This window comes from Pseudomonas sp. B35(2017) (genome assembly GCF_002113645.1).
GTDB classification, from domain to species: domain Bacteria; phylum Pseudomonadota; class Gammaproteobacteria; order Pseudomonadales; family Pseudomonadaceae; genus Aquipseudomonas; species Aquipseudomonas ekonensis.
Genome location: NZ_NEIZ01000006.1, coordinates 153,437 through 176,793, shown reverse-complemented (window position 1 = coordinate 176,793; position 23,357 = coordinate 153,437). Strand labels below are relative to the sequence as shown.

Genomic DNA, 23,357 nt, shown 5'->3' with positions numbered 1-23,357 from the left:
ACTGACATACACCCAACCAGTCGAAACCTATTTCAAGTCAAATTTTATTCCACTTTTCCTTTCGATAAATTCGGATAACAAACCAAACTTATAATGACCATATTCAACCACCCTATCGAACTCACCTAGCGACACTTTCAGCGATTCAGTAAATGAACATTTCCTTTCGCCCCCAGACGCTCCGCCAAAATCAAAATAAGCACATCGAAAACTGCTTGAATCAATGACCTCGACTTCTTCATCAGACTCTTCAAAATACTCAACTCTCTGATAAAGCCTTGTATTTTTCATAAAGCCCATCATTGCATCAAAATTTTTCCTGGAGCCTGCCTCACCAAAAAAAGCCCTAACAAGCTCTTCAAGCTCAGGATCACAATGCGCAGGAATTCCCACTGAAACAAACCGAGCAACAGTAGAGATTGCAGTAATAATTCGATCAGTGAATTCTTCAACAGAAGTTCGATACTTCTGCCTATCATATTCCGCACGGATTTTTGTCAGCACTTCTTCGTCACTGAGCCCGACCAACTCTTCAGCCGCGATCCCTACCTCGCTCAATACATAATGCATCTCTTTAGGACCGAGCATTTCAACGATACTCTTTGCTTCTTTTTTTAGAATCAGCTGTCGGTACGAACCATCCACTTCGCCCTTAAAGTCGTAATTCAGAATCACATAATGTTGAAAAGTCCCGAACAGCTCGACATAGCAAATCAGCCACGTCTGTACCTCTTCGTTTACAGGATCGCGATATTTTCGCGTAAACAGTTTCAACATATGAGACGGATAGTCTTCATCCAAATAAAATCGTGAGCGCTCAAACAGATCATCAAACTCGCCTACAGGAACAAATGGAACGACATCTATTCTTTGTCTTATCTCGCCCTTCTCGGCATCGAGTGCAGCGGGCATTTCAGACCTAGAAACGCCCAGAGATGATGCATACCCTATAGCAATCTTTGCCAGCCCGCGCTTATACACAACATTATCAAGCTCAAATGGTATTGCAACATTCCCCATCCCGGTCAAATCGCTGAAATACTTGACACCGCTGACAGAATCAGGCGCCATGCTAGAAACCACTTTATTTGCATAACCCTCAGCATGCTCCTCTTGAGAGAAAACATACAACACACCATCAACAATTAAGTGCTGAGGTTTGGACGGGAGCACCCGTCCGTCATGAATATTCACCTCAACATCGCCAATCCTGCCATTGACCTTTTTGGCCTGAGTTCTTTTTTTCGAGCGAGGACGATCAACCTTAATGTCTAAACGCGTACAAAATTTTGAGAAAATTGAAATAAATGGCGTATCCACACTCGAACTTAATTCATTACCACAAAACTTACATAAAATATCGTCCGGACTTAAGGTTCCGCCGATGGCATTCTGAATAACATGCTCCTCATGCATATTCTCAGATGTCAAACCCTTCCCACACAGATAGCAATTGTCCATCGATTCTTCCCTGTCGCCTATGAAAAATCCATTCAATATCAGAATCAAACACAAACATTACGATATTTTTTTCAGATGCTCACATATCTTCGCCGCCGGCACCTTCTGCAACCGGCACAGCCAGTCATGGGAGATCTCCCGTACCCCGTGCCGGTTGCGCAGGTCGTCCGCCATGTGGGCCAGCAGGTTGGCCGCCATTTCGGCGTCGGCCATCGCCCGGTGGGCCTGGCCGGTGTGCGGCAGGTTGGCGAAAGCGGTGAGCGTGCCGAGTTTGTGGTTCGGCGCCGCCGGCATCAGGCGTCGGGCCAGCAGCAGCGAGCAGGCGAAGTTCTGCAGGCGGGTGCGTTTGATCCGACCCAGTTCGAAGTCCCAGAACTTCTGGTCGAACGCGGCGTTGTGCGCCAGCAGCGGCGTGGTGCCGACGAATTCGTTGACTTCGTTCATCACCTGCTCGGCCGAGGGCGCGGTGCGCAGCATGGCGTTGCTGATGCCGGTCAGTTGTTCGATGAAAGCCGGGACGCGCACGCCGGCGTTCATCAGGCTTTGGTAACGCTCGACGATGCGACCGTTCTCCAGCATGACCACGGCGATTTCCGTGGCGCGGCAACTGCTGCTGGGCGAGATGCCGGTGGTTTCGAAGTCGATGACTGCAATGCGTTCCAAACCGGGTGGGCTCCGTTCAAATCAATGCTTGAGCAACAGCGCGCCGTCGATCGGCACGTAGCGGCCGGCGGCGCGTATCAGTGAGTTGGCGGTCAGGCCCGGCACGCCGTAGGCCACCGTCTGCACGCCGTGCTTGTGGGCGACGCGCTCCAGCAGCATGTCGAAATCGCCGTCGCCGGAGGCCAGGACGATTTCGTCGACGTGGTCGGCGGCGTCCATGATGTCGAGGGTGATGCCCACGTCCCAGTCGCCCTTGGCCGAACCGTCGCTGCGCTGGATGTAGGGCTTGAGCTTCACGGTGAAGCCCAGGTTGCGCAGGATCTGCTGGAACTGCTGCTGCTTGCTGTCGCCGCGGTCGATGGCATAGGCGTAGGCCTCGACGATCTGGCCTTGGCGGCTGACGTCCGCCCACAGCGCCGCGTAGTTGAAGTGGCAACCGTAGGCCTGACGCACGGTGTAGTAGAGGTTCTGCACGTCGGCGAACACTGCGATTTTTTTCACCGGAATACCTGTGGGCGCCAACGCGCATGAGCCGGATCAGGCGCCAGGCCCGAAAAAGGCGCTCAGTATGCCAGTAAACGGCAATGTGGCGAGGGCGCGGGCTCCCGCCGGGCTTCGAAGCGGCCGCGTCTTCCAAGAGACAGGCCTGCTGCGCAGTCCGGCGGGAGCCAGCGCCCTCGCCACAAGGTGCTGGGTTTACCGTTGGTCAGACGTAGGAATCGTCGTCATCGAAGAACGACGAGTTGTCGTCGCTGTAGTCGGTGTCGGTGAAGCCGCCCTGGTCATTGCCCGCATAGCGCTGCTCGTCGCCCCAGCCGTTGTTGCCCTGGTCGCTGGCCGGCTCCGGCACTTCCTTGATCACTTCGACGATTTCCTGCGGCTGCTGGTTGTGGCTGAACAGGCTGCTGATGCCTTGCGCCAGCATTACCCCGCCCGCCACGCCGGCGGCGGTCTTCAGGGCGCCGCCGAGGAAGCTGCTGCCCGCCGATGGGGCGGCCTGCTGCGGGGCGTAGCTGGATGGCGGGGCGCCGAAGTTCTGCTGCGGCGGCGGTGCGCCGTAGTTCGACGGGGCCGGTTCGCGCCAGCCGCCGGTGGCCGGCGCGGCGCTCTGGGCCGGTGCGGCCGCCGGGCGCGGGCTGCCGCCGAAAATGCTGGACAGGAACCCGCCGCCACTCGGGGCCGGCGCCGCGGTCTGGGCCTTGGCCGATTGCAGTTCGGCCTGCAGGCGCTGGACCTGCTGGGTCAGTTGCTTGTTCTGTTCGTCGAGGCTCTTGAGGGCGGCCTCCTGCACCAGAATCGCCTGGGTCATGAAATAACCTGCGGCCGGCTGGCGCGTCAGGTGTTCCTTGATCCGCGCCTCGGCCTGGGCGTCGCGCGGGGCTGCCTCCGTCTCGGCCTGCTGCAGGCGGGAAAACAGTCCATCGATCAGGGTTTGTTCTTCGGTGTTCATGGCGACCTCACAGATTGCCGGGGATAACGTCGCCCCCGTCCACATCGGTCGGGGCGCCCCTCCGTAATGGAGGCAGCGGCAGAATGTTTCAATGGTCTTTACCGAACGTTTACGTTTGCGCAGCCGAAGGCGTCATCGGTTAAAGTGAGCCACTGTTTTTGACCTGCGATACCGACTGATGAATGCCTTCGATGTGCTGCGCGACTCCCTGTACTTCTTCAAACGCCATCTGGGGCGGATCGTCCAGCTGTGCCTGCCGCTGGTGATCTTCGAGGCGTTCCTGCAGCAGATGGTCGACCGCGCCGGCGACCCGGACAATGTCTCGGCCATCAGCGTGATCGTCGGCCTGCTGGTGTACCCGCTGTACACCGCCGCCCTGATCCTGTTCCTCGATGCCCGCACCCGCGGCGAGACCCCGCTGATCCGCGACCTGTTGGCCATGTCCGCGCGCCTGTGGCCGCGCTTCGCGGTGCTGACCGCCCTCAACACCCTGCTGATCCTGCTCGGCCTGTCGCTGTATTTCCTGCCGGGGCTGTGGCTGATGGTCACCCTCGCGTTCGGCGAATACCTGCTGGTGCTGCGCGGCTTCGGCCCGCTGCAGGCGATGAAGGAAAGCCTGCGCCTGACCCGCGGGCACTTCCTGCGGATCCTGGGCTGCATCCTGTGCGTGATGGGGCCGTTGTGGCTGCTCAAGGGCATGACCCTGCAGGTCTACCCCGAGCCGCAAAACCCGCTGGTCGCGGTGCTGATCGACAGCGCCCAGAGCTTCCTGCAACTGTTCACCAGCGTGGTGCTGTTCCGCCTGTTCATGCTCATCAGCGAACTGCCCGACAAGCGAAACGGAACGGTCTGACCGCTCTGGCCTTGGGCTCGGCGACGGGTCTCGGGTATGCTCGGGGCCACTTTGCAGAACGCGATGCGTTGAGCCATGACCCGACTGCTGCGCTACATCCTGTTGCCCGTGCTGTTCGTCGTCGCCCTCGCCGGCACGGCGCTCTACAGCCTGACCTGGCGCCCCGACGCCCGGGAAACCCTGCCGGTCAGCTGCACCGGGCAACCGCCGGTGCTGGTGCCCGGCCAGGCGCTCAAGGCGATGACCTGGAACGTCCAGTACCTGGCCGGCAAGCGTTACGTGTTCTGGAACGACCTGGCCCACGGCGAGGATGAAGCCCCGACCGCCGACGACATGGCCTTCAGCCTCGACGAGGTGGCGCGGGTGATCCGCGACGAACAGCCCGACATCGTGCTGTTGCAGGAACTGGACGACGGCGCCAAGGCCAGCGGCTACCAGAACCAGCTGAAGCTGTTGCAGGAACGCCTCACCGACCTCTACCCGTGCAGCGCCCATGCTTTCGACTGGAAGGCCGATTTCGTTCCCGACCCGCACATTTTCGGCAGCGTCGGCCGGCAGCTCGCCACCCTCTCCCGCTACCGCATCGAACACGCCGAACGCCTGCAACTGCCGGTGGCGCCGGCCAACGTCATCAGCCGCCAGTTCCAGCCGAAAAACGCCTTGCTCAGCACGGCGCTGCCCCTGAGCGACGGCGGCCAACTGGTGGTGCTCAACACCCTGCTGGAACGCGCCCGGCCCTCCACAGAGGCTTCCGCCGACACCGCCCGGGCGCAGGTGGCGGCGGTGGCCAAGGTGCTCGACAAGCACGAAAGCCACGGCATCGCGTGGCTGATCGGCGGCGACTTCAACCTGTTGCCCCTGGGCCAGTACCGGCGCCTGCCGGCGGAGCAGCGCACGCCCTACGCCGCCGACAGTGCGCTGCACCTGCTGTGGGACAAATATCCGATGATCCCGACCAACAACGAGGCCGGCGGCATCGACCGCGCCCGATGGCTGACCCACTACCCCAACGACCCGGCCCTGAACGGCCCGGATCGCACGGTGGATTTCCTGTTCCACAGCCCGAAGGTCAAGCGGGTCGAGGCCCGTGTGCGCCAGGACGACACCTTGCGCATCTCCGACCATTTGCCGGTGGTCGCGCGGTTCCTGTTGCCTCCTACTCCCTGACCGTCGGCATCGCGAGCAGGTTCGCTCCCACAGAGTTTTATGGTGTGCGGGCCTGTCAGTGGGCCTCGTCCAGATCGTCGTGCAGCAGCCCGAAGATCTGCCGCTTCATGTCGATGAACGAGCGCTCCATGACCATGTCCAGCGAACGCGGGCGTTCGATGGGCACGTCGAGGATCTGCTTGATCCGCCCGGGCCGCGCGCCCATCACATAGACCCGGTCGCCGAGCAGGATGGCCTCGTCGATGTCGTGGGTCACGAACAGCACGGTCTTCTTGCTGTTGCCCCACACCCGCAGCAGCAGTTGCTGCATCTGCAGGCGGGTCTGGCTGTCGAGGGCACCGAAGGGCTCGTCCATCAGCAGGATCTGCGGATCGTTGGCCAGCGCCCGGGCAATCGCCACCCGCTGCATCATGCCGCCGGACAGCTGCTTGGCGTAGTTGTCGGCGAACCCGGACAGGCCCACCTCATGCACGTAGTGGTCGACGATCTCCTTGCGCCGCGCCGCCGGCAGGCCCCGACGCTTGAGGCCGAACTCGACGTTCTGGCGCACCGTCAGCCACGGGAACAGCGTGTAGCTCTGGAACACCATGCCGCGGTCCGCGCCGGGGCCCTGCACCTGCTGACCGCCGACGTAGATCTGGCCGCCGGTGGGCTCGGCCAGCCCGGCGGTGAGGTACAAAAGGCTCGACTTGCCGCAGCCCGACGGCCCCACCAGCACCGCGAACTGCTGGTCCGGCACCTCGAACGACACCTCTTCCAGCGCGGTGAACGTACCGCCACCGGGCTTGCTGTAGCGCAGGCTGACCTTGTCCACCTGCAGCCGCGGGGCGGCGTGGGCCGGCGCGGCGACCGGTTCGACGAAACGATGGTTGGCGGCGGTTACTGAGCCCATGCGGCAATCCTCAAACGCAGAAAGCGGAACAGTTGATCGGTGACCAGGCCCAAGAGGCCGATGATCGCGATGGCGAGAAAGATCACATCCACCTGAAAGCCGCGCATGGCCTTGAGGCTCAGGTAGCCCAGGCCGCTGGAGGCGGCGACCAGCTCGGCCACCACCAGGTAGGTCCAGGCCCAGCCCATGGTCACCCGCAAGGTGTCGAGCACGCCGGGCAGCGAAGCCGGGGCGATCACGTGGAGCACCGCGTCGCGGCGGTTGGAGCCCAGGGTGTAGGAGGCGTTGATCAGGTCCTTGGAGATGCCCTTGGACACGTCCGCCACCATCACCAGTTGCTGGAAGAACACGCCGAAGATGATCACCGACACCCGTTGCTCCAGGCCGATGCCGATCCACAGGATGAACAGCGGCACGAACGAGGTCACCGGCAAGTAGCGGATGAAGTTGACCATCGGCTCGAGGAACGCCTGGACGATGCGGAAACTGCCCATCAGCAGCCCCAGCGGCACCGCCACCAGCGACGACACGATGAACCCCACCATCACCACTTCGACACTGGCCCAGACGTGCTGGCCGAGGGTGCCGTCGCGGCTCAGGCGCAGGGCCGCCTCGACCACCGCCCCGGGAGTCGGCAGGAACATGCCCGGCACGACGCCGCCGTACGACAGCCCGGCCCACAGGCCCACCAACAACACCCAGGCCAGCCCGCTGGCGCTCCACACCACCGGCACCGGCAAACCGGTCTTGGGCGTGATGCAGCGGCTCAGCCACGAATTGCGCTTGAACATGACCGGCCTCCTAGAGCGGGCTGACGAAACGGTTGTCCACCAGATCGTCGTTGCTGACGTTGAACGGTTTGCCCTGCAGTTCGCTGGCGGTCTCGTTGGCCAGCTTGATCAGCGGCTCGCTGTCGCCCGGTGCGCCCGGCTTGCCCAGCAGCTTCTCGCTCATGGCTTGGTCGTAGAAGCGCACGCCCTGGGCGGCGGCGGCCAGTTCCTTGGGATCGGACAGGTAACCGCCCACGCCCTTGGCCATGATTTCGTAGGCTTTCTGCGGATGGTCCTTGGTGTACTGCACGGCCTTGTACAGGCCGGCGACCAGCGCCTTCACATCCTCCGGCTGCTTCTCGATCACCGAGCAGTTGAGCGCCACCACATCGACGATCACGCCCGGCGTGCTGCTGCTGTCGATCAGCACCTTGCCCTGCTGCTTGTCGCGCACCATCGACAGGTGCGGCTCCCAAGTCACGGCGGCCGGCACGCGCCCGGCGATGAACGCGGTGGCGGCATCGTCGGCGGTCATGTTCTGCACGGTGATGTCGCTCATGCTCATGCCGTTTTTCTTCAGCAGGTACGACAGCCAGAACTGCGAGGTCGAACCTTCGTTGACGGCCACGGCCTGGCCCTTGAGCTCTTGCAGGCTCTTGACGTGCTTGCCCACCAGCACACCGTCGCCGCCATGGCTGTCGTCCAGCGCGGCCACGGCCTTGAAGCAGAACTGCGGGCGGTACTTGAGCACTTCATCGATGGTCGAGGCCGAACCGGACAGTTGGCCCGATGCCTGGGCGGCCATGTACATCGAGGCCTCCTCGACCACCGGCAGTTCGACGGTCAGGCCGTTTTCCTTGAAGTAGCCCAGGTCCTGGGCCAGGTACAGGGTGCCGTAGCCGACCCACGTGGTGTGGCCGATCGACAAGGTGCCGGCCTGGGCGCCGGTGGCGACCGAGGCGGCGATGGCGGTAACCGCCAGGGGACAAGCAAGACGGGTGAACAAGGACTGGATCATGGAGCACTCCCAACGCTGTTGATTTAGTTGTCATGGGCAGTACGGCCGGCGGCGGTCGGGCGGTTGTCCGCTGCGGTCTCTGCGGACTCTGGCGGGCAACGCGTTGCGCTGGCGAGATCGATGTTGACCCAGGCCCAGCGTCAGGAAAACGAGGAAATAGTTAGACGCGAACGATGAAAAAACTGGGTAGGCGGCACCGCGAAAGGGCACAGCGGGCGGGGGTGCCCGGGAGGGGTGCAGAACGTTGGGAATGCGTTGAATGGGCGGCCGCCATCGCGGGCAAGCCCGCTCCCACAGGGGATTCGTGCCGGGCACAGATCCAGTGTGGGAGCGGGCTTGCCCGCGATGAGGCCCTTGAGCCGAACGATTGCCTCAGAGCCGGCCATACTCCTGCGCCGTACGGTCCAGCGCCTTGAGGGTCTTGCCCACCAGCTCATCGATCTCCCCGCGGCTGGCGATCAGCGCCGGCGCCATGATCATCCGGCCCAGGGTCGAGCGGATGATCACGCCTTCCTCGAAGCCGATCGTGCGGCAGCGCCAGGCGATGTCGTTCTCGTTGGCGAAGCGTTTGCGAGTGGCCTTGTCCTCGGCCAATTGCAGCGCCGCCACCATGCCCGCGCCCTGGATGTCGCCCACCAGCGGATGGTTGCCGAACACCTCGCGCAGGCACTGCTGCAGGTACGGCCCGATGTCGTCCTTGACCCGCGTCACCACGCCCTCGTCGCGCAACGCCTTGAGGTTGGCGATGGCCACCGCCGCCGCCACCGGGTGCCCGGAATAGGTCAGGCCGTGGGCGAACACCCCGCCCTGCTCCACCAGCACTTCGGCCATCTTCTTCGACAGGATCAGGCCGCCCATGGGGATGTAGCCGGAGGTCAGGCCCTTGGCGATGGACAGGGTGTCCGGCTCGAAGCCGAAATGCTCGTGGGCGAACCATTCGCCGGTGCGGCCGAAGCCGCCGATCACTTCATCGGCGCACAGCAGCACGTCGTACTGACGGCAGATGCGTTGGATCTCCGGCCAGTAGCTTTCCGGCGGGAAGATCATGCCGCCCGCACCCTGGAACGGTTCGGCGATGAAGCCCGCCACCTTGTCCGCGCCCAGTTCGAGGATCTTCGCTTCCAGTTGCCGCGCCGCCCGCAGGCCGAATTCCGCCGGGGTCAGGTCGCCGCCGTGGGCGAAGAAGTACGGCTCGTCGATGTGCTCGATGTCGGGCAGCATGCCGCCCATCTCGTGCATGAACTTCATCCCGCCCAGCGCCGTCGCCGCCAGGGTCGAACCGTGATAGCCGTTCCAGCGGCCGATCATGATCTTCTTCTCGGGCTTGCCCAGCACCTGCCAGTAGCGGCGCACCGTGCGGATCAGCACCTCGTTGGCCTCGGAGCCGGAGTTGGTGTAGATCGCGTGGCTGTAGTGCCCCGGCAGCAGGCTGAACAGTAGCTCGGACAGCTCGATCACCTGCGGGTGGGTGGTGTGGAAAAACATGTTGTAGTACGGCAACTGCTCCAGCTGTCGGCTGGCGGCGGCGTTCAGGTCCTGGCGCCTGTAGCCCAGGTTGGTGCACCACAGGCCGGACATGCCGTCCAGGTAGCGCCGCCCGTCGTTGTCCCACAGGTGCAGGCGCTCGCCGCGCACCATCACCCGCGGGCCTTCGTCGTTGAGGGCCTTCTGGTCGACGAACGCATGAATGTGGTGCGCTGCATCGGCGGCCTGGTAGTCGCGGGTTTCACGTGAGGTGGTCATCGCCGGATCTCCTTCTTGTTGTGAGCGGCTGTCATGAGCGCAGCTGAAACCAGGTGGTTTTCAGCTGGGTGTATTTGTCGAACGAATGCAGCGACAGGTCGCGGCCGAAGCCGGACTGCTTGCCGCCGCCGAACGGTACGGTGACGTCCAGCGCATCGACGCTGTTGACCGACACCGTCCCCGCCCGCAATTGCCGGGCCACCCGGTGGGCGCGGTGCAGGTCATCGGTCCACAGCGATGCCGCCAGACCGTAGACGCTGTCGTTGGCCAACCGCAAGGCGTGGGCCTCGTCGTCGAACGGGATCACCGCCAGCACCGGGCCGAACACCTCCTTGCGAAACAGTGCCATGGACGGCTGCACGCCGGTGAGGATCGTCGGCTGGATGAAGTTCTCCGAGCCGTTGAAGCTCAGCTGCCGGCCCCCGCAGACCAGCGTCGCGCCTTCGCGCTCGGCCTCGCGGATGAAGCGCAGCACCGTCGCGGTCTGACGGCCGTCGACCATGGCCCCGGCGGCGCTCGCCGGATCCAGCGGATCCCCCGGCTGCCAGCGCTCGGCCCGCGCCTTGAGGCGCTCGACGAACTCGTCGTGGATCGAACGCTCCACCAGCAGCCGCGAGTTGGCCGAACAGACTTCGCCCTGGTTGAAGAAGATGCCGAACGCGGCTTTCTGCGCCGCCAGCTCCAGGTCCCGGCAATCGGCGAACACCAGGTTGGCGCTCTTGCCGCCGCACTCCAGCCACACCTGCTTGAGGTTCGACTGCGCCGAGTACTGCATGAAGTATTTGCCCACTTGCGTCGAGCCGGTGAACACCAGGCAATCGACGTCGGGGTGCAGTCCCAACGCTTTGCCGGCCTGTTCGCCGAGCCCCGGCAGCACGTTCAGCACGCCCGCCGGCAACCCGGCCTCCTGCGCCAGTTCGGCCAGGCGCAACGCGGAGAACGGCGACTGCTCGGCGGGCTTGAGGATCACCGAGTTGCCGGCCGCCAGCGCTGGGGCGAGCTTCCACGCGGCCATGTCCAGCGGGAAGTTCCACGGCACCACGGCGGCGACCACGCCCAGCGCTTCGCGGGTGATGGTGGCGAGCACGTTCGCGGCGCTCGGCGCCACTTGGTCGTAGAGCTTGTCGAGGCTTTCGGCGTACCAACGGAACACCCCGGCGGCGCCCGGCACGTCGATGTTGAAGGCGTCCATCACCGGTTTGCCCATGTTCAGCGAGTCGAGCAGCGCCAGCTCTTCGCGGTGGGCCAGGATCAGCTCGGCCAGCCGCAGCAGCACTTGCTTGCGCTCCACGGGCGAGCGCCCCGACCAGACGCCGCTGTCGAACGCCTGACGCGCATCGCGCACCGCCGCCTCGACGTCGGCCTCGCCGCACGCGGCGACATCCGCCAGGTGCGCGCCGGTCGCCGGGTTGACCGCCGCAAAGGTCTGCCCCGACTGCGCGGCGCACCGTTTTCCGCCGATCACGGCCAGGTCGGGAAAGCTCAACGCAGCGGCCTTGCGCTGCCAGTCTGCACGTTCGAACACGGTCGGATGCTCCCTGGTGAGGTGTGATGCCTATTCTTGTGCGGTCGATAGTCGCTCACCCCCGCGAGCGGCAAAACCAGTAAAAATGTCTTCGCAGGCAATGAAAAAGCTAACCAGCGGACAACCCCCTCGCGCGCGTATGAGGCTATTGTTCAGGGACAAAAAACACCGTCGCCGGAACGGAGGATGGCGGCACATGAATTGCGTGGATGTCGAGATCCGTTCGACCTGAGGTTTGCCGTGGCCGCTTACAACCTGCGTCAGTTGAAGTACTTCATCACCACCGTCGAGTGCGGCAGCGTCGCCGAAGCGTCGCGCAAGCTGTACATCGCCCAGCCGGCGATCTCCACGGCGATCAAGGGGCTGGAGGACAGCTTCGGCGTGCAGCTGCTGATCCGCCATCACGCCCAGGGCGTGTCCCTGACCCCCAGCGGCGCGCGGTTCTTCCGCAAGGCTCAGGAACTGCTGCGCATGGCCAAGGAGTTCGAGCAGAACGCCCTGGCCGACAACGACGTGGTGGCCGGGCAGATCGACATCGGCTGTTTCGAGACCGTCGCGCCGCTGTACCTGCCGCAACTGATGGCCGGGTTCTCGGCGCTGTACCCGGGGGTGAAGATCCGCATCCGCGACGGCGAACAGCAAGAGCTGGTGCAGGGCCTGACCTCCGGCACCTTCGACCTGGCGATCCTGTACAAGCACGACCTGGACGCCACCATCGAGACCGAACCCCTGATGCCGGCCCAGCGGCCGTATGCGCTGCTGCCGGCGGACCACCGCTTCGCCCAGCTCAAGCAGGTGTCGCTGCGCGACCTGTGCCTGGAACCGATGATCCTGCTGGACGTGCAGCCGAGCCGCACCTACTTCGTCAGCCTGTTCGAGGAACTGGGCCTGAGCCCGCGGATCGAGTTCAGCTCGCCGTCCATCGAAATGGTGCGCGGCATGGTCGGCCAGGGTTTCGGCTTCTCGATCCTGGTCACCCGCCCGCACTCGGAATGCACCTACGACGGCAAGAAAGTGGTGTGCGTGGACATCGTCGAAGACGTCACCGGCTCAGGCCTGGTGGCGGCGTGGCTCAAACGCGGGCAACTGACCAAGCCGGCGCAGCTGTTCGCCGATTACTGCCGCGAACAGCTGACCGCCAAAGCGGGTGCCTGAAAGCTGTGGCGAGGGAGCTTGCTCCCGCTCGGGCGCACAGCGCCCGCCCTCACCGATGCTCAAGTCCCCCGCGGCTTGGCCCGCGCCGTCGCCTCCGCCACCAACGGATCGTCCGGCCAGTAATGCTTGGGGTAGCGCCCCTTCAGATCCTTCTTCACCTCGGCATAGGTGCTGCGCCAGAAGTTGGCCAAGTCCTGCGTGACCTGCACCGGCCGCCGTGCGGGCGACAGCAGGTGCAGTTTCACCACCTGTCGGCCGCCGGCGATCCGCGGTGTGTCGGCGAGGCCGAACAGCTCCTGCAAACGCACCGCGAGGATCGGCGGATGTTCGCTGTAGTCGAGGCGGATCGACGAGCCCGACGGCACGCTCAGGTGATGCGGCGCCAGTTCGTCGAGCCGCTGCGGCAACGGCCACGGCAGCAGATTGCGCACGATGCTCGACAGGTCGAGGTTGGCGAAGTGGCTGAGTCGCGAGACCTTGCCCAGGTACGGCATCAGCCAGTCTTCGAGGGTTTTCAGCAACGTGGCGTCGCTGACGTCCGGCCATTGGCTGTCGCTCTGGGTGTCCAGGTCGAGCTGGCGCAGCAGCCCGACCCGCGCCTGCCACTGGCGCAGTTCCGGTGTCCACGGCAGCAATTCCAGCCCCTTGCGCCGCACCAGATTGACCAGCGCCTGACTGCGGGCGTTTTCATCGAGACCGGTCAGCGGCTCGCGGCTCAAGATCAGCTCGCCGACCTTGCGCTGGCGCTCGGCGCGCAGCACGCCTTCGCGTTCGTCCCAGTCCAGTTGATCGACGCTGTGCACCTGTTCGGCCAGCACCGAGTCGAACAGCGCCGGATCGAAATCCGCCGCCAGGTAGATCCGCTCCTCGCGCTGGCCCTGGCGGCTGCCGAGGTCGGCGATCACGATCCACGGCTCCTTCATCAGGCTGTCGGCTTCGGCGAACAGCGCCGCGCGCCCGTTGGCCAACCGGTATTCGGCACCGCCGGCCTTGCGCTGCTGGGCCACACGATCCGGATAGGCCAGCGCCAGCAAGGCGCCGAGCCAACGCGGATGATCGGGGTCGGCCACCGGCTCGCTCGCTTTGCCGCGCAAGTAGCCGCGATATTGCTTGGCCAGTTGCCGGGCCCGCTGCACACCGCCCTGGGCACCGCGGGCCGCCCGCGCTTCGCCGGACAGCAACACCAGGCGACTGTGCAGATCGGCGCCGGCGCCGCGCAGGATGTCACGCTCGCCCAGCAGCGCAGCGACATCGCACGCCATCGCCGCCAGCCCCAGCGCCTGCCCGCGCAACAGCAGATGGGCGATGCGCGGATGGGCCGGCAGTTCGGCCATGGCCTGGCCGTGGCGGGTCAGGGTGTCGCCGTCCAGCGCGCCGAGACGCTGCAGCAAGTCCTGCGCCTGCGCATACGCGGCGGCGGGCGGCACGTCCAACCACACCAGATCCTTGGGCGCCACGCCCCAGCGGCCAAGCTGCAGCGCCAGCCCGGCCAGGTCCGCCGAAAGGATTTCCGCGCTGCCGTAGGCCGCCAGTTGTTCATGTTGATCCTGCGACCAGAGTCGGTAGCACACGCCCGGCTCCAGACGCCCCGCCCGGCCCGCGCGCTGGGTGGCGCTGGCCCGGGAGATGCGCTGGGTGTCGAGGCGGGTCATGCCGCTGCCGGGGTCGAAGCGCGGCACCCGCGCCAGCCCGGCGTCGATCACCACGCGCACGCCGTTGATGGTCAGGCTGGTCTCGGCGATGTTGGTGGCCAGCACCACTTTGCGCTGGCCCGCCGGGGCCGGGTCGATGGCCGCGCGTTGGGCGGCCAGATCCAGTTCGCCGTGCAGCGGGCACAACAACACGTCGCTGCGCTCGCCGAGGGCGTCGGCCAATTGCTGGTGGACTCGGCGGATCTCCGCTTGCCCCGGCAGGAACACCAGCAGGCTGCCGGTCTCGTCATGCAGGGCTTCGAGCACGGTCTGGGTGACGCGCTGATCGATGTATTCGCCGGGCTGGTACGGCCGGCCCCAGCGTGTGGTCACCGGGAACATCCGCCCTTCGCTGCGCAGGATCGGCGCATCGTCCAGCAGCCCGGCCAGGCGTTCGCCCTCCAGGGTCGCGGACATCAGCAAAATCTTCAGCGGCTGTTCAGCCCGGAACAGCTCGCGACCGTTCAGACTGAGCGCCAGCGCCAGGTCGGCGTCGAGGCTGCGTTCGTGGAATTCGTCGAAGATCAAAAGGCCCACGCCTTCCAGGGCCGGGTCGTCCTGCAGGCGCCGGGTGAGGATGCCTTCGGTGACCACCTCGATGCGGGTGCCGGGGCCGACCTTGCTGTCGAGGCGGATGCGGTAGCCGACGGTCTCGCCGACCTTCTCGCCCAGCTCGCTGGCCAGCCGCTCGGCCGCCGCGCGCGCCGCCAGCCGGCGCGGTTCGAGCATGAGGATGGTCTGCCCGGCCAGCCACGCCTCATCGAGCAAGGCCAGCGGCACGCGGGTGGTCTTGCCGGCGCCGGGCGGGGCTTCGAGCACGGCTTCGTGGCGTGTCGCCAGCGCGTCACGCAGGGCGGGTAGAACATCGTCGATCGGCAAAGAAATCATGCTGGCTCCCAAACAGAGTCGCGAGTATAACGGCGAACTGCCAGGTGTTCGTCAGGGTCTTAACTTCACACGACGACGCTTCGTCATCAGAGGATTCAGGAGATTTTTCCATGCGTTTACCTTTTCGCCTGATCGGCGGTGCACTGGTTGCCACCCTGCTCACCCAAGTGACCGCGTGCGGGTCGATCTTCTACCCGGACCGGCGCGGCCAGATCGACGGCAAGATCGACCCGGCCATCGCGGTGCTCGACGCCGTGGGCCTGCTGTTCTACATCATCCCCGGCCTGATCGCGTTCGCCGTGGACTTCACCACCGGCGCGATCTACTTCGAGCCGGGCAAGACGGCCCAGGTCGATCCGGCCAAGCTCAAGCAAGCGGTGGGCCTGGACGGTCAGGTCGATAACCTCAAATTGCAGGCTATCCTCGAAAGCGAACTGGGCCGCCACCTGCCGCTGGACGACCCGCGCCTGATCCGGCACAAGGGCAGCGCCCAGCAACTGGCGATGTTCGGCCTGCAACCGGCCGCTTGAACAAGGAACCGCTCCCGACATGACCTCCAGCCCCGAACACGCCCGCCTGCTGCGGCTGGCGACCCGCGCCTCGGTGGCGGTTGCCTGCACGCTGGTCATCGCCAAAGCGATCGCCTGGTGGCTGAGCGGTTCGGTGAGCATGCTCGCCGGCCTCACCGACTCGGCCCTCGACGGCGTCACCTCGCTGCTTAATCTGCTGGCGGTGCACTACGCGCTGCGGCCGGCGGACGACGATCACCGCTACGGGCACGGCAAGGCCGAGTCCCTGGCCGGCATGGCCCAGGCGCTGTTCATCGGCGGCAGTGCGGTGCTGATCGCCTTTCAGGCGTTCGAACGGCTCAAGCACCCCGAGCCCCTCGGCGCGCCATGGCTGAGCATCGGCGTGATCGTGTTTTCCCTGGTGCTGACGGCGGCGCTGCTGATGCTGCAGCACCGGGTGATCAAGCAGACTGGCTCCAACGCGGTGCGCGCCGACTCGCTGCACTACCGTTCGGACATGCTGCTCAACGGCAGCATCCTCATTGCGCTGGTGCTGGCGGGGCTGGGTTTCAATCAATTGGATGCCTGGTTCGGCCTGGGGATCGCCGCCTACATTCTGTGGAGCGCGATCCAGATCGCCCGGGAAAGCTTCGCGGTGCTGATGGACGAGGAACTGCCGGCGGACGTCAGCCAGCACATGCTCGAACTGGCCTGCGCCGTGCCCGGCGTGCTGGGCGCCCATGACCTGCGCACGCGGGTGTCGGGCAACCACTGGTTCGTGCAACTGCACCTGGAACTGCCGGGCGACCTGACCCTGACCGTGGCCCACGGCATCAGCGACCGGGCGGCGGATGCCATCCACACCGCCTACCCGCGGGCCGAAGTGCTGGTGCACGCCGACCCGCAGGAAGTGGTGAACGCCGCGCGTGCCGGCACCGGGATCAGTAGTTGACCTGATACCCGCGGCTGCTCAGGCAATTGCCCTGGGCCTGGCGGTAGGCCTGCACCACTTCGGGCGCCGGCTGGTAGGTCGCGGTGCGCGGGTCGAAACCGCTTTGCTGCACCGCGTACTGATAGCACTCGTAACCGTCGCGCTGGACCTGCTCCGGCGACTGCCCGTTGGCCGGATAGGCCTCCACGTCATAGCCGTTTCCGGACGGCTGCGACGGCTGCACCGGCGGCTCCACCACCATGTAGTCCTGCGTCGCCTCCTGGTAGGCGTAATAGGAACCGGCGGCGAGGAACAACAGTGCGCCGCCGATCCACACTTCGCGGGCGTAGTCGGGCAGGTACTGGATGCGGATCCCGCGGGGCGGCTGAACCACGATGTAGCGTGGGCCCTGCGGGCGATACCAGTAGCCGCCGGAATAGAAATAGTCCTGGCCGCGGTAGGGCACGCGGAAGTCCCGGTCCGGGAAGCGGTCGATCACATGGCCCGGCCGGTACTGCGGGCCGGGGCCCCAGCCGTTGCCGCGACCGTCCGGGCGGCCGGGCCAGCGGTGGTCGTCGGGCCGGTTGCCGGTCTGCCAGGTCTGGTGGTAGCCGCCGTTCTGCGGACGCTCGTCGCGGTAGTAGCCGGGGCGCGGCTCCTGAGTCTGGCGCACGGTGTCGGGCCGCGGCTGGATCGGCAGGCTGTTGGCCGGCAGTTGCGGCGGTGGCGGCGGCTGGCGCACCGGGTTGGGGTTGTAGGCCGGGCGCTCGCGGTTCTGGTCGTGGCCCTGCCACTGGCCGTTGCCGTGCTGCTGGCCGTTGTTCTGCCACTGGCCATTGCCAGGCTGCTGGCCGTTGTGCTCGAACTGGCGGCTGTTGTCGCCGCGGATGATCTCGTTGTTCTGCGGGCGCGGCTGATTCTGCTGCGGGCCGTTCTGCCCATGGGACTGATGCTCGCCGTCCCGCCCCTGATTGTTGCCCTGATGCCCCGGCCCGCGTCCGCCGCCGTCCGGGCCGCGATTCTGCGGCTCATCGGCCAGCGCCTGCGCACCGACACTCACACACAGCAAACCAACACCGGCCAGACGCCAGATGCGCGACTTCATGAAATTCCTCACTGCGGGGGGTTAGGGCTTGTAGCTAAGACCGGGAATCGACACACCGGGTTCTGCTACAGGTTATCAGTCACGGCATTTATTTATTGAGCCGCGCACACGCGAAGGCAGGCAAATCGCAGGCAAGAAAAAGGGGAGACCCGTCGGCCTCCCCTTCAGAGAACTTCGTCCTGGCTCGACGCTTGTGGCGCCGGCTCACCTCACCCCGTCTTCTGGACAGTGTGCAACTCGGGGGCCGGCGCGTCCCCGGTGGGGGCGGCGGCCGCGGCAGGCCTGATTGGGCGGCCGCAGTGGACTGTGTTACCGAGCAGTGATTCTGGTGATAAGGATAGGCCGGACGCCGCGACAGATGATTGCGAAGATTGCTCAAATAAACACCGCTTGCGCAATTTTTAACCCTGGATAGATAATCCGCCGCAATAGACAGCACAAAGGACAGATTGATGAGCAAACTCGACCGTTACGACCTGAGCATTTTGGCGGAGCTGCAGCGCGACGCCCGCATCTCCAACCAGGAGCTGGCCGAACGCATCGGTCTGTCGCCCTCGCCATGCTCGCGCCGGGTCAAGCAACTGGAGGACGACGGCTACATCTCGCGCCAGGTCGCCCTGCTCGACCGCAAGATGCTCGGCCTGAGCCTGACCGCCTATGTGCTGATCGGCATGGACCGGCACACGCCGGAGCGTTTCGAAAACTTCGAGGCGGCGATCCGCACCCTGCCGCAGGTGCTCGAATGCAGCCTGGTGACCGGGGTGGATGCCGACTATCAGTTGAAGGTGGTGGTGCCGGACATGGACCATTACCAGAAACTGCTGCTGGGCCACCTGACCCGGATCGAAGGGGTGACCAGCGTGCGCTCCAGCTTCGTGCTCAATCAGGTCCTGAACAGCACCGAACTTCCGTTGACCCACCTGCGCAGCTGAAGGCCCCTTCACAGGCCGGTCACCAGGATGTCGGCAATGCCGGCCTCATCGCTTGCAGGCAAGCTCCTGCAGGGTTTGGGGTGACAGCAGCTTTGCGGACATACGCGATCCCCTGTGGGAGCCAGCCGGCTGGCGATGGCGGTGCACCGGACACCGCCGATGCCGGCGACGGATGACTGCGGCACACCGCCGCAGGCCGATCCCCGCGCCGCCGCCCTTGGCGTATACTCCCCGCCGCCCTTTCAAGCCGCACGCGCCGGAGATGTCCGATGGATCCAGCACTGTTCGAAGAGTGGATGATGACTGGCCTGGTCAGCATCCTGATCATTTTCATGGGCTTCATCGTCTGGGACCTGGCGAAGAAATCCAAGGCCGGGCGCTTCGGCTCGTTCATCCTGTTCTTCGTGCTGGGTCTGGGCGTGGCCGCCTTCATCATCAAAAGCGTGGTGATCGGCCTGATCGAGTCCGGCGCCCTATAAGCGCGCCGGCACTTCCTTCCACTGGCCCTGATCGAGGCCGTCGAGCGTCCACCCGCCGATCCTGACCCGCACCAGCCGCAAGGTCGGCAGCCCCACCGCCGCCGTCATCCGCCGCACCTGACGGTTGCGGCCCTCCCGGATCACCAGTTCCAGCCAGCTCGTGGGCACGCTCTTGCGAAAGCGCACCGGCGGGTTGCGCGGCCACAGCTCAGGCTCGTCCAACTGCCGCGCTTCGGCGGGCAAAGTCATGCCGTCGTTGAGCTCGACGCCGTCACGCAGGCGCTGCAACTGCTCCGCGCTCGGCTCGCCCTCCACCTGTACCCAGTAGGTCTTGGCCAACTTGTGCTTGGGGTCGGCGATGCGCGCCTGCAACTGGCCGTCGTTGGTCAGCAGCAACAGGCCTTCGCTGTCGCGGTCCAGGCGGCCGGCCGGGTAGATGCCGGGCACGTCGATGTAGTCCTTGAGCGTCGCCCGCCCTTCGCCGTCGCTGAACTGCGTCAGCACATCGAACGGTTTGTTGAACAGGATCAGCTTCGGCTCGGCCGGCGGCGCCTTGGCGACACGGCGAGGGGCTGTCGGGGATGGCTTCGCGCCGGGGCGGCGGGAAGGCGGGCGTTGGGCACGGGACATGGGCAAAACAACATCTGACGGTCAGGGCCGACCATGCTAGTGCCCCGACCGCCAAATGGCCACGGCAAACCGTCAGCGGAACGGCGGTTCGTCGAAGCTGCGCAGCTTGCGCGAGTGCAGCGAGTTGAGTTCGGTGCGCAGCAGGTCCACCGCCTCGATGCCGATCTTCAGGTGCTGGCTGACCGCACGCTCATAGAAGGCGTTGGCCGAACCGGGCAGCTTGATCTCGCTGTGCAGCGGTTTGTCGGAGACGCACAGCAGCGTGCCGTACGGCACCCGCAGGCGATAGCCTTGCGCGGCGATGGTGCCGCTTTCCATGTCCACCGCCACAGCGCGGGACAGGTTGATCAGAGGACGCTCCTGGGCCCAGCGCAGTTCCCAGTTGCGGTCGTCGTAGGTCAGCACGGTGCCGGTGCGCAGGCGCTTCTTCAGGTCGTCGCCCTTGTCGCCGGTGACGTTGGCCGCCGCTTGCTGCAACGCCAGCTGCACCTCGGCCAGGGCCGGAATCGGAATGTTCGGCGGCACCACCCGGTCGAGGATCCCGTCGCGACGCATGTAGGCGTGGGCCAGCACGTAGTCGCCGATGGTCTGCGACTGACGCAGGCCGCCGCAGTGGCCGATCATCAGCCAGCAGTGCGGACGCAGCACCGCCAGGTGGTCGGTGATGTTCTTGGCGTTGGACGGGCCGACGCCGATGTTCACCAGGGTCACGCCGTGGCCGTCGCTGGCGATCAGGTGGTAGGCCGGCATCTGGTAACGGTGCCACACCACGCCGGCGGCGATGGCCGAGGCCTCGCCGTGATCCATGCCCTTCTCGATGATCACGTTGCCCGGCAGCACCATGCGCACGAAACGCGGGTCGCGGCGCAGTTGCTCAAGGCCGTGGACGATGAACTGGTCAACATAGCGGTGGTAGTTGGTCAGCAGGATCCACGGCTGCACGTGGCGCCAGTCGCTGCCGGTGTAGTGCACCAGCCGGCGCAGGGAGAAGTCCACCCGCGCGGCGTCGAACAGCGCCAGCGGCAGAGGGTCGGTGTTTTCCCAGTCGTAGAGGCCGTCGGCGATGCCGTCGGTGGCGGCGGACAGGTCGGTGCTCGGGAACACCCGCGCCAACACCGCGGCGGTGACGCCTGAACCGGCCAGCTCATCGCCCTGCTCGACCACGTACGGGTACGGGATGTTCTGCTCGCTGACGCCCACTTCAACGGTGACGGTGAAGTCGTGCATCAGCGGCGTCAGCTGCTCCAGCAGGTATTTGCGAAACGCCTTGGGATGGGTGACGGTGACGCTGTAGGTGCCCGGCAGCTGCACCTTGGCGTAGGCGCGGGTGGTCTGCGGGACTTCGCCCTGGCAGTGGTAGGTCAGGCGCAGTTCGGGGTAACGGAACAGGGCGCGCTGTGCGGCGTCCGGTTCGGCGCGGTCCTTGAGGTAACGCTTGAGCGCCGTGCTCAGCGCCGTGGTGGCCCGCTCGTGCAGCTCGGCCAAGAGGTCCACGGCCTGTTCGGCGGTTTGAACGACAATAAACGCTTCGGTCACGGTCAGCTTCCTGTGTTCTGTCTTGCAGGCCTTCATCTTGCCTGCAACGCGGCGTCACGGGAACAGTGGCGATTGGCTTTGCCGCAATCCTTGAGGCAAAGCGCAAACCTGTGGGAGCAACCGTCTCGGCTTTGCCCTGCGGCGCATGAGCTGACGCCATCGCCAGCAGGCTGGCTCCCACAGTGTTTTGTGCCTGGCGCCCCCCTTGTGGGATCGGGGCGGGATCAGAAACCCTGCGGCGTCGAGCGGGCGACAATGGCCGCCACGTCCACGCCACGGGGCAATGCGCCATAGACCCGGCCCGCGCCGCCGAGGCGGCTGGCGATGAAGGCGTCGCTGACCGCCGCATTCCCGGCCTCCAGCAACAGCTTCGCCTGCAGGCCGAGGGCGATGTCTTCGGTCAGTTGCCGCGCGCGGTACTGGATGTCGCCGGTGTCCTTGAACGCCGCCTGCAACCGCTGGATGTGCGCGGCCAGGCGCGGGTCGCCGTGGCCGTCGCCCAGTTCATGGAACAGCCCGTCGAGCACGCCCGGCTCTTTCGACAGGGCGCGCAGCACATCCAGGCACTGCACGTTGCCGGAACCTTCCCAGGTCGAGTTGACCGGCGCCTCGCGGTACAGCCGCGGCAGGATGCTGTCTTCGACGTAGCCGGCACCGCCCATGCACTCGGCGGCTTCGTTAATCATGGCCGGGGCGCGCTTGCAGATCCAATACTTGCCCACCGCCGTCACCAACCGCGCGAACTGCGCTTCGTGGCGGTCGTCCAGACGGTCCAGCGCCCGGCCCATGCGCAGGCTCAGGGCCAGCGCCGCTTCGCTTTCCAGCGCCAGGTCGGCCAGCACGTTCTGCATCAGCGGCTGCTCGCTGAGCAGCTTGCCGCCCACCTTGCGGTGCGCACAGTGGTGGCTGGCCTGGGTCAGCGCCTGGCGCATCAGCGAACTGGAGCCGACCATGCAGTCGAACCGGGTCATGGCGACCATCTCGATGATGGTCGGCACCCCGCGCCCCTCCTCGCCGACCATCCACGCCAGCGCCCCGCGGAACTCCACTTCGCTGGAGGCGTTGGAGCAGTTGCCGAGCTTGTTCTTCAGGCGCTGGATATAGAACTGGTTGCGCGTGTCGTCCGGGCGGTGGCGCGGCAGCAGGAAACAGCTCAGGCCCTTGTCGGTCTGCGCCAGGGTCAGGAACGCATCGCACATCGGCGCCGAACAGAACCACTTGTGCCCCACCAGCTCATAGGCCTGGCCCGGGCCGCCGGCGCCCACGGGGAACGCCTTGGTGGTGTTGGCGCGCACGTCGGTGCCGCCCTGCTTCTCGGTCATGGCCATGCCGATGGTCACGCCCGCCTTGTGGACCATGCCGACGTTGCGCGGGTCGTATTCGGTGGCGAGGATCTTCGGCAGCCAGCGCTCGGCCAGGTCCGGCTGCAGGCGCATCGCCGGCACGCTGGCGAAAGTCATGGTCAGCGGGCAGCCGCTGCCGGCCTCGGCCTGGCTATGCAGGTAGGTCATGGACGCCCGCGCCACATGGGCGCCGTCCTGCGGATGAGCCCAGGGCAGCGAGGTCAGGCCGTGCTCGATGGCCGTGCGCATCAGCTCGTGGTACGCGGGGTGGAACTCCACCAGGTCGATGCGGTGGCCGTAGCGGTCATGGCTGGCGAACACCGGCTTGTTCTGGTTGGCGAGGAACCCGGCCTCCATCAATGGCCCGCCGGCCAGGGCGCCGTAGGCGTCGATCCGTGACTCGGCCCAACCGGCGCCGAAGCGCCGCGACCACTCCTGCAGCGGCAGGTCGATGCGGTACAGGTTGGCGCCGTCCAGCGACGGCGGCTGGTTGGTGACTTCGTGGGTTTCGGCGAACTGATGCAGGTTCATGACGGGGCTCCTCCTGTCTGCCAGGCGTTCAGTTAAGCACCGCCCCGTGGCCGGACAAAGTGTCATTTACGCCGAACTCTCGGCG

At 65.3% G+C, this 23,357-nt stretch carries 21 protein-coding genes; 7 read left to right on the top strand and 14 right to left on the bottom strand.

The features are described from left to right. Window positions 1-27: 27 nt before the first annotated feature. The 4 genes from CAG41_RS13675 to CAG41_RS13660 form a co-directional block, all read right to left on the bottom strand. Window positions 28-1,461, bottom strand: coding sequence for an HNH endonuclease (locus CAG41_RS13675; protein ID WP_085707096.1), 1,434 nt, complete (start codon window positions 1,459-1,461; stop codon window positions 28-30). 57 nt (window positions 1,462-1,518) lie between these two features. Further along, complete coding sequence (locus CAG41_RS13670) at window positions 1,519-2,124, bottom strand: PolC-type DNA polymerase III (protein ID WP_085707095.1); 606 nt, start codon at window positions 2,122-2,124, stop codon at window positions 1,519-1,521. 21 nt (window positions 2,125-2,145) lie between these two features. After that, complete coding sequence (locus CAG41_RS13665) at window positions 2,146-2,625, bottom strand: NYN domain-containing protein (protein ID WP_085584050.1); 480 nt, start codon at window positions 2,623-2,625, stop codon at window positions 2,146-2,148. A gap of 205 nt (window positions 2,626-2,830) precedes the next feature. After that, entirely contained in the window at window positions 2,831-3,574 is a 744-nt protein-coding gene (locus CAG41_RS13660) for a DUF2076 domain-containing protein (RefSeq protein ID WP_085584048.1), read from the bottom strand. A 178-nt stretch (window positions 3,575-3,752) separates the two neighbouring features. Here CAG41_RS13660 and CAG41_RS13655 point away from each other — a divergent pair, with 178 nt between their 5' ends. Beyond that, a complete protein-coding gene (locus tag CAG41_RS13655) occupies window positions 3,753-4,427 on the top strand; it encodes a YciC family protein (RefSeq protein ID WP_085707094.1) in 675 nt (224 codons plus the stop codon). A 75-nt stretch (window positions 4,428-4,502) separates the two neighbouring features. Further along, complete coding sequence (locus CAG41_RS13650; RefSeq protein WP_085707093.1) at window positions 4,503-5,594, top strand: endonuclease/exonuclease/phosphatase family protein; 1,092 nt, start codon at window positions 4,503-4,505, stop codon at window positions 5,592-5,594. A 55-nt stretch (window positions 5,595-5,649) separates the two neighbouring features. Here CAG41_RS13650 and CAG41_RS13645 read toward each other — a convergent pair whose 3' ends face one another. The 5 genes from CAG41_RS13645 to CAG41_RS13625 all read right to left on the bottom strand — a co-directional run bounded on the left by CAG41_RS13645 (window position 5,650) and on the right by CAG41_RS13625 (window position 11,542). Next, a complete protein-coding gene (locus CAG41_RS13645; protein WP_085584042.1) occupies window positions 5,650-6,486 on the bottom strand; it encodes an ABC transporter ATP-binding protein in 837 nt (278 codons plus the stop codon). Next, complete coding sequence (locus CAG41_RS13640) at window positions 6,474-7,277, bottom strand: ABC transporter permease (RefSeq protein ID WP_085584040.1); 804 nt, start codon at window positions 7,275-7,277, stop codon at window positions 6,474-6,476. Before CAG41_RS13640 ends, CAG41_RS13645 begins: the two co-directional genes overlap by 13 nt. Window positions 7,278-7,287: 10 nt before the next feature. Then, a complete protein-coding gene (locus tag CAG41_RS13635; RefSeq protein ID WP_085584038.1) occupies window positions 7,288-8,274 on the bottom strand; it encodes an ABC transporter substrate-binding protein in 987 nt (328 codons plus the stop codon). A 372-nt stretch (window positions 8,275-8,646) separates the two neighbouring features. Beyond that, on the bottom strand, window positions 8,647-10,017 hold the full coding sequence (locus CAG41_RS13630; RefSeq protein ID WP_085707092.1) for an aspartate aminotransferase family protein: 1,371 nt from the start codon (window positions 10,015-10,017) through the stop codon (window positions 8,647-8,649). A 31-nt stretch (window positions 10,018-10,048) separates the two neighbouring features. Beyond that, a complete protein-coding gene (locus CAG41_RS13625; protein ID WP_085694668.1) occupies window positions 10,049-11,542 on the bottom strand; it encodes an aldehyde dehydrogenase in 1,494 nt (497 codons plus the stop codon). A gap of 240 nt (window positions 11,543-11,782) precedes the next feature. Here CAG41_RS13625 and CAG41_RS13620 point away from each other — a divergent pair, with 240 nt between their 5' ends. After that, complete coding sequence (locus CAG41_RS13620; RefSeq protein WP_085584032.1) at window positions 11,783-12,697, top strand: LysR family transcriptional regulator; 915 nt, start codon at window positions 11,783-11,785, stop codon at window positions 12,695-12,697. 59 nt (window positions 12,698-12,756) lie between these two features. On the opposite strand, the gene hrpB is transcribed toward CAG41_RS13620, so the two are convergent. Next, on the bottom strand, window positions 12,757-15,276 hold the full coding sequence (gene hrpB / locus CAG41_RS13615; RefSeq protein WP_085707091.1) for an ATP-dependent helicase HrpB: 2,520 nt from the start codon (window positions 15,274-15,276) through the stop codon (window positions 12,757-12,759). 110 nt (window positions 15,277-15,386) lie between these two features. Here hrpB and CAG41_RS13610 point away from each other — a divergent pair, with 110 nt between their 5' ends. Together CAG41_RS13610 and CAG41_RS13605 are read left to right on the top strand one after the other, a co-directional pair. Beyond that, a complete protein-coding gene (locus tag CAG41_RS13610) occupies window positions 15,387-15,806 on the top strand; it encodes a polyribonucleotide nucleotidyltransferase (protein ID WP_085707090.1) in 420 nt (139 codons plus the stop codon). 19 nt (window positions 15,807-15,825) lie between these two features. Then, window positions 15,826-16,737, top strand: a complete 912-nt coding sequence (locus tag CAG41_RS13605; RefSeq protein WP_085707089.1) for a cation diffusion facilitator family transporter — start codon at window positions 15,826-15,828, stop codon at window positions 16,735-16,737. Here CAG41_RS13605 and CAG41_RS13600 read toward each other — a convergent pair. Continuing rightward, complete coding sequence (locus CAG41_RS13600) at window positions 16,727-17,821, bottom strand: DUF6515 family protein (RefSeq protein WP_085584024.1); 1,095 nt, start codon at window positions 17,819-17,821, stop codon at window positions 16,727-16,729. The two genes, CAG41_RS13605 and CAG41_RS13600, sit on opposite strands and share 11 nt — an antisense overlap. A gap of 452 nt (window positions 17,822-18,273) precedes the next feature. On the opposite strand from CAG41_RS13600, the gene CAG41_RS13595 reads away from it, so the two are divergent. Next, complete coding sequence (locus tag CAG41_RS13595; protein ID WP_007909658.1) at window positions 18,274-18,753, top strand: Lrp/AsnC family transcriptional regulator; 480 nt, start codon at window positions 18,274-18,276, stop codon at window positions 18,751-18,753. A gap of 269 nt (window positions 18,754-19,022) precedes the next feature. After that, entirely contained in the window at window positions 19,023-19,232 is a 210-nt protein-coding gene (locus CAG41_RS13590) for a DUF2788 domain-containing protein (protein ID WP_016773053.1), read from the top strand. Here CAG41_RS13590 and CAG41_RS13585 read toward each other — a convergent pair. The 3 genes from CAG41_RS13585 to CAG41_RS13575 all read right to left on the bottom strand — a co-directional run bounded on the left by CAG41_RS13585 (window position 19,227) and on the right by CAG41_RS13575 (window position 23,272). After that, window positions 19,227-19,862: a pseudouridine synthase gene (locus CAG41_RS13585; RefSeq protein WP_085584021.1), complete on the bottom strand. Its 636-nt coding sequence runs from the start codon at window positions 19,860-19,862 to the stop codon at window positions 19,227-19,229. The genes CAG41_RS13590 and CAG41_RS13585 overlap by 6 nt on opposite strands. Window positions 19,863-19,934: 72 nt before the next feature. Further along, complete coding sequence (amn, locus tag CAG41_RS13580) at window positions 19,935-21,434, bottom strand: AMP nucleosidase (RefSeq protein WP_170930001.1); 1,500 nt, start codon at window positions 21,432-21,434, stop codon at window positions 19,935-19,937. Window positions 21,435-21,622: 188 nt separating this feature from the next. Further along, a complete protein-coding gene (locus CAG41_RS13575) occupies window positions 21,623-23,272 on the bottom strand; it encodes an acyl-CoA dehydrogenase family protein (RefSeq protein WP_085638921.1) in 1,650 nt (549 codons plus the stop codon). Window positions 23,273-23,357 lie beyond the last annotated feature (85 nt).

Bases quoted from the DNA above. Each gene is read 5' to 3' on its own strand.
- CAG41_RS13675 (WP_085707096.1), bottom strand. From the start codon at position 1,461: ATGGACAATTGCTATCTGTGTGGGAAGGGTTTGACATCTGAGAATATG.
- CAG41_RS13660 (WP_085584048.1), bottom strand. From the start codon at position 3,574: ATGAACACCGAAGAACAAACCCTGATCGATGGACTGTTTTCCCGCCTG.
- CAG41_RS13655 (WP_085707094.1), top strand. From the start codon at position 3,753: ATGAATGCCTTCGATGTGCTGCGCGACTCCCTGTACTTCTTCAAACGC.
- CAG41_RS13650 (WP_085707093.1), top strand. From the start codon at position 4,503: ATGACCCGACTGCTGCGCTACATCCTGTTGCCCGTGCTGTTCGTCGTC.
- CAG41_RS13645 (WP_085584042.1), bottom strand. From the start codon at position 6,486: ATGGGCTCAGTAACCGCCGCCAACCATCGTTTCGTCGAACCGGTCGCC.
- CAG41_RS13640 (WP_085584040.1), bottom strand. From the start codon at position 7,277: ATGTTCAAGCGCAATTCGTGGCTGAGCCGCTGCATCACGCCCAAGACC.
- CAG41_RS13635 (WP_085584038.1), bottom strand. From the start codon at position 8,274: ATGATCCAGTCCTTGTTCACCCGTCTTGCTTGTCCCCTGGCGGTTACC.
- CAG41_RS13630 (WP_085707092.1), bottom strand. From the start codon at position 10,017: ATGACCACCTCACGTGAAACCCGCGACTACCAGGCCGCCGATGCAGCG.
- hrpB (WP_085707091.1), bottom strand. From the start codon at position 15,276: ATGATTTCTTTGCCGATCGACGATGTTCTACCCGCCCTGCGTGACGCG.
- CAG41_RS13610 (WP_085707090.1), top strand. From the start codon at position 15,387: ATGCGTTTACCTTTTCGCCTGATCGGCGGTGCACTGGTTGCCACCCTG.
- CAG41_RS13605 (WP_085707089.1), top strand. From the start codon at position 15,826: ATGACCTCCAGCCCCGAACACGCCCGCCTGCTGCGGCTGGCGACCCGC.
- CAG41_RS13600 (WP_085584024.1), bottom strand. From the start codon at position 17,821: ATGAAGTCGCGCATCTGGCGTCTGGCCGGTGTTGGTTTGCTGTGTGTG.
- CAG41_RS13595 (WP_007909658.1), top strand. From the start codon at position 18,274: ATGAGCAAACTCGACCGTTACGACCTGAGCATTTTGGCGGAGCTGCAG.
- CAG41_RS13590 (WP_016773053.1), top strand. From the start codon at position 19,023: ATGGATCCAGCACTGTTCGAAGAGTGGATGATGACTGGCCTGGTCAGC.
- CAG41_RS13585 (WP_085584021.1), bottom strand. From the start codon at position 19,862: ATGTCCCGTGCCCAACGCCCGCCTTCCCGCCGCCCCGGCGCGAAGCCA.
- amn (WP_170930001.1), bottom strand. From the start codon at position 21,434: ATGAAGGCCTGCAAGACAGAACACAGGAAGCTGACCGTGACCGAAGCG.
- CAG41_RS13575 (WP_085638921.1), bottom strand. From the start codon at position 23,272: ATGAACCTGCATCAGTTCGCCGAAACCCACGAAGTCACCAACCAGCCG.